Below are 5,076 nucleotides of genomic sequence, written 5' to 3'. Positions count from 1 at the left end.
TGCTGCTGCAACACTTCGAGGGAGAGGCCCCAGTGAGCTTCAAGAGCCCGTTTCCGGACGTCGAGATTCCGAACCTCAGTGTCTACGATTTCCTTTTCGGCCAGGTCGACCCGGCCGATGGGGACCGGCCCGCGCTGATCGACGGTGCCTCCGGCGCGGTCACCACGTACCAGGCGCTCATCGCCCAGATCGACGGGGTGGCCGGGGCGCTGGCCGCCCGCGGTCTCGCGGTCGGCGAGGTGGTGGGGTTGCATTCGCCGAACGTGCCGGCGTTCGCGTCGGTGTTCCACGGGATCCTGCGGGCCGGGGGTGTCGCGACCACCATCAACGCCCTGTATACCGCGGAGGACATCGCCAAGCAGCTCACCGACTCGAAGGCGAAGTTCCTGTTCACCGTCTCCCCGCTGCTGCCGCAGGCCGAGGAGGCGGCGGCCCGCGTCGGGATCCCGGTGGAGAACGTGATCGTCCTCGACGGCGCCGACGGGCACCCGTCGCTGACCGATCTGCTGGCCGAGGGCGCACCGGCGCCGGAGGTGTCGTTCGATCCGGCGACCCAGCTGGCGGTGCTGCCGTATTCGTCGGGGACCACCGGCCGGCCGAAGGGGGTGATGCTCACGCATCGCAACCTGGTGGCGAATGTGTGTCAGATCAACCCGCGGATGGGCATCGGCGCCGACGACAAGCTGCTGGCGGTGCTGCCGTTCTTCCATATCTACGGGATGACGGTGCTGCTGAACGCGGCCCTGTTCAACCGGGCGAGCTTGGTGACGATGCCGAAGTTCGACCTGGTCGAGTTCCTGTCGATCGTGTCCGGGCAGCGGTGCACGTATGTGTTCATCGCCCCGCCGGTCGCGGTGGCGTTGGCCAAGCATCCGCTGGTCGACGATTACGACCTGTCGAGCGTGCATTCGATCTTCTCCGGTGCCGCCCCGCTGGATCAGGAGCTGGGCAAGGCCGTCGCGAACCGGCTGGGGTGCCGGGTGCGGCAGGGGTACGGGATGTCGGAGATGAGCCCGGTCTCGCATGCGATTCCGTTCGACCGTGACGACATCGCGCTGGATTCGGTGGGTCCGTCGATCGCGAACATGGAGTGCAAGCTGGTCGACCCGGGCACCGGGGAGGAGGTCGCCTACCCGGCGGAGGGGGTCAGCGCGCCGGGTGAGTTGTGGTGCAGGGGCCCGAACATCATGGCCGGGTATCTGGGCAACGACGAGGCGACCGCGGAGACCCTGGATGCGGACGGGTACCTGCACACCGGGGACATCGCGACCGTCGACTCCGAGGGGGTGGTGACGATCGTGGACCGGATGAAGGAGCTGATCAAGTACAAGGGGTACCAGGTGCCGCCCGCCGAGTTGGAGGCGTTGTTGTTGACGCACCCGCAGATCGCCGACGCCGCCGTCATCGGGGTTCTCGACGAGGAGGGTGAGGAGGTGCCGAAGGCGTTCGTGGTCCGCCAGCCCGGCGCCGACTTGGACGAGGCCGCGGTCATCGCGTTCGTCGCCGAGCGGGTGTCGCCGCACAAGAAGGTCCGCAAGGTCGAGTTCATCGACCTGGTGCCGAAGTCCGCCGCGGGCAAGATCCTCCGCAAGGATCTCCGGGCAAGCGAGGCCGGCCGGAGCTGACGGCAGGGGTTCACGGCGCGAGGGTTCCGGGAGGCATGCCAGGATGAACGGCATGAGTACCGGAACCCTTGTGCTGCTCCGCCACGGCGAGAGCGAATGGAATGCGCTCAACTTGTTCACCGGCTGGGTGGACGTCCACCTGACCGATAAGGGCATCGCCGAGGGCAAGCGCGCCGGCGAATTGCTGCTCGAGCACAACCTGCTCCCCGACGTGCTCTACACGTCGCTGCTGCGCCGCGCGATCAGCACCGCCAACATCGCGCTCGACACCGCCGACCGGCACTGGATTCCCGTCATCCGCGACTGGCGTCTCAACGAGCGCCACTACGGTGCCCTGCAGGGACGCAACAAGGCGCAGGTCAAGGACAAGTACGGCGACGAGCAGTTCATGCTGTGGCGCCGCAGCTACGACACCCCGCCGCCGCCGATCGAGGCCGGCAGCGAGTACAGCCAGGACACCGATCCCCGCTACGCGAACCTCGATGAGGTCCCACTGACGGAGTGCCTGAAGGACGTCGTCGTCCGCCTGATCCCGTACTGGGAAGACACCATCTCCGCCGACCTGAAGGCGGGCAAGACCGTGCTGATCACCGCGCACGGCAACTCGCTGCGCGCCCTCGTCAAGCACCTCGACGGAATCTCCGACGAGGACATCGCGGGCCTGAACATCCCGACGGGCATCCCGCTGCGCTACGACCTGGACGAGAACCTGAAGCCGCTCAACCCCGGTGGCACCTACCTCGACCCCGAGGCCGCTGCCGCGGGCGCCGCCGCGGTCGCGAACCAGGGCGGGAAGTAACCCGTGCGACCGGCCGGACGTCGCGTTCGCGGGACGTCCGGCCAACGGCAGGTTAACTGCGGACGAAGACTCCGGTTCCCGCGTGTGACGTGCGCGGAAATGCCTGGACCCTGCGTAACCGGCCCGCCGCACGAACGTACGATTCAGGCGTGAGTGTTGTTCAAGCCGTCTTGCTTGCCATCGTGGGCGGCTTCGTCGGTTACCTCGTCGGTGGCGTGCTGATCCCCATGCTGTCCACCCGGCAGGCGCAGCGCATGGAAGAGCAGTCCGGGCTCACGATGTCGCAGGTGCTCGACCTGATCGTGCTGGCGTCCGAGAGCGGCATCGCCGTGGTCGACCAGTTCCACGACGTCGTCCTGTTCAACCCCCGGGCGGAGGAGCTGGGCCTGGTGCGGAACCGGCTCGTCGACGACCGGGCGTGGGTGGCGGCTCTCCGGGTCCTCGAGACCGGCGAACCCGTCGAGGTCGACCTGAGTACCAAGAACCCGCAGCGGGGACGCGATCGGATCGCGGTGCGCGGCACCGCACGTCTGCTCAGCAAGGAAGATCACAACTTCGTGGTCCTGTTCGCCGACGACGACTCCGAGCAGGTGCGGATGGAGGCGACCCGCCGCGACTTCGTCGCCAACGTCAGCCACGAGCTCAAGACCCCGGTCGGCGCGATGGGTCTGCTGGCGGAGGCACTCCTCGAATCGGCGGACGACCCCGATTCGGTCCGGCACTTCGGCGAACGCGTGCTCAGTGAATCCGTGCGGCTCGGCAAGATGGTCACCGAACTGATCGCGCTGTCGCGGCTGCAGGGCGCCGAGAAACTGCCCGACCTCGAGGCCGTCTCGGTCGACGAGGTGGTGGACGAGGCGCTGCAGCGTTGCAAGATCTCCGCGGAAGCCGCCGGGATCGCCGTCACCACGGACCACAACAGCGGTTACGAAGTGCTCGGCGACCGCGCCCTGCTCGTCACCGCGCTGTCCAACCTGGTCCAGAACGCGATCGCCTATTCGCCGAAGGGCACCCCCGTCTCGGTGAGCCGGTCGATCCGCGGCGACAACGTGGCGATCTCGGTGACCGACCGTGGCGAAGGCATCGCCAAGGCAGACCAGGAGCGGGTGTTCGAACGGTTCTTCCGCGTCGACAAGGCGCGGGCCCGCGCGACCGGCGGAACGGGGCTCGGTCTCGCGATCGTCAAACACGTGGCCGCCAACCACAACGGATCGATCGACCTGTGGAGCAAGCCCGGAACAGGTTCGACGTTTACCCTGCAGATTCCTGCACACATCGAGACAGTGGACGCCGAGGGCGGAAACGTCGGGAAGAGAGAAACCGGTATGGAGGCCAAGCGATGACAAGTGTGCTGATCGTGGAAGACGAGGAGTCACTGGCCGACCCATTGGCATTCCTGTTACGCAAGGAAGGGTTCGAGACGACGATCGTGGGCGACGGACCGTCCGCGCTCGCCGAGTTCGACCGGGCCGGTGCCGACATCGTCCTCCTCGACCTCATGCTGCCCGGCATGAGCGGCACGGACGTGTGCAAGCAGCTCCGCAGCCGGTCCGGTGTCCCCGTCATCATGGTGACGGCACGGGACAGCGAGATCGACAAGGTGGTGGGTCTCGAGCTCGGCGCCGACGACTACGTGACCAAGCCGTACTCGGCGCGGGAACTGATCGCCCGCATCCGCGCGGTGCTGCGCCGCGGTGTCGACAGCGAACTCGACGTCGCGCAGGACTCGGCCGTCCTCGAGGCGGGACCGGTCCGGATGGACGTCGAACGTCACGTGGTCCAGGTGAACGGCGAGGCCGTCACTCTGCCGCTCAAGGAGTTCGACCTCCTCGAGTACCTGCTGCGGAACTCGGGCCGGGTGCTCACCCGCGGGCAGCTGATCGACCGGGTGTGGGGCGCGGACTACGTCGGCGACACCAAGACCCTCGACGTGCACGTCAAGCGTTTGCGTTCGAAGATCGAGACCGACCCGGCCAAGCCGGAGCATCTCGTCACCGTCCGCGGCCTGGGCTACAAACTGGAGGCGTGAGCGGACGCTGATCCGCCACAGTTGCTGACGAATTCGTGGGCGTGTGTCAGAACGGGTTGTACACGTACACACCGCGGAACGGTGCCGAGATGATCTGCGTGATGGCATGCTCGCGACCCTGGTCGTCGAACTGCCTGCAGTAGACCGCGACGTAGTGTCCGTCGCCCTTGCACTCGATGACCCGGCCGGTGCCGTACGGACTCAGCACGAGTGCCCGGTCGCCCTTGTCGCCGAAGGCGCCCGGATCGAACGGTGCGACGAAGTTGGCCGTCTTGTCGTAGAAGGTGTTCCAGTCCGGGGTCGGCTGGGCGGACGCGGTCGGCGCGAGGGCGAACGTTGCGGCGGCGGTCAACAGGGCACCGGTCAGAATTCGAGCGAACATGATCTCTCCTGTCATGGCTGTGCCCGGAATGGGGCCGTGACGGGTAAATCGACCGGTGGGTCTGATGCGTTACTCGGCGGCCTTCTTCTGCGCGGCGGCGGTGGCGGGATGGACGGCGACGAGACCGAGGCCGGCCCTGCGTTTGCACATCTTCGCCAACTCCGCGTACGCGGCCTTGCCGAGCAGTTCCGTCAGCTCGGGTGCGTACGACTGCCAGACGGCCTTGGCGCCCACGTGGGCG

Annotated in this window: 5 protein-coding genes; 4 read left to right on the top strand and 1 reads right to left on the bottom strand. The window is 67.3% G+C overall.

Going from position 1 to position 5,076, the window contains the following annotated elements; genetic code table 11:
• Positions 1–32: 32 nt before the first annotated feature.
• The 4 genes from AZG88_RS18265 to AZG88_RS18250 all read left to right on the top strand — a co-directional run bounded on the left by AZG88_RS18265 (position 33) and on the right by AZG88_RS18250 (position 4,453).
• On the top strand, positions 33–1,625 hold the full coding sequence (locus tag AZG88_RS18265; protein ID WP_061698489.1) for an AMP-binding protein: 1,593 nt from the start codon (positions 33–35) through the stop codon (positions 1,623–1,625).
• A gap of 43 nt (positions 1,626–1,668) precedes the next feature.
• The gene (locus AZG88_RS18260; RefSeq protein WP_179443232.1) at positions 1,669–2,424 is read left to right on the top strand and encodes a phosphoglyceromutase; all 756 of its coding nucleotides are present in this window, start codon (positions 1,669–1,671) and stop codon (positions 2,422–2,424) included.
• A 149-nt stretch (positions 2,425–2,573) separates the two neighbouring features.
• Positions 2,574–3,767 carry a sensor histidine kinase gene (locus AZG88_RS18255; protein WP_005251948.1) on the top strand — a complete coding sequence of 398 codons (1,194 nt, stop codon included), beginning with the start codon at positions 2,574–2,576 and terminating at the stop codon, positions 3,765–3,767.
• Positions 3,764–4,453 carry a response regulator transcription factor gene (locus AZG88_RS18250; protein WP_005251956.1) on the top strand — a complete coding sequence of 230 codons (690 nt, stop codon included), beginning with the start codon at positions 3,764–3,766 and terminating at the stop codon, positions 4,451–4,453. The genes AZG88_RS18255 and AZG88_RS18250 overlap by 4 nt, the downstream gene beginning before the upstream one ends.
• A gap of 46 nt (positions 4,454–4,499) precedes the next feature.
• Here the strand turns inward: AZG88_RS18250 and AZG88_RS18245 are convergent, their stop codons facing one another.
• A complete protein-coding gene (locus AZG88_RS18245) occupies positions 4,500–4,835 on the bottom strand; it encodes a hypothetical protein (protein ID WP_005251957.1) in 336 nt (111 codons plus the stop codon).
• Between the last annotated feature and the right edge of the window lie 241 nt (positions 4,836–5,076).

It is taken from the genome of Rhodococcus sp. LB1 (assembly GCF_001583455.1).
GTDB classification, from domain to species: domain Bacteria; phylum Actinomycetota; class Actinomycetes; order Mycobacteriales; family Mycobacteriaceae; genus Rhodococcus_F; species Rhodococcus_F opacus.
The sequence above is the reverse complement of the archived record's forward strand: the minus strand, read 5'-3'. Positions and strand labels throughout refer to the sequence as shown.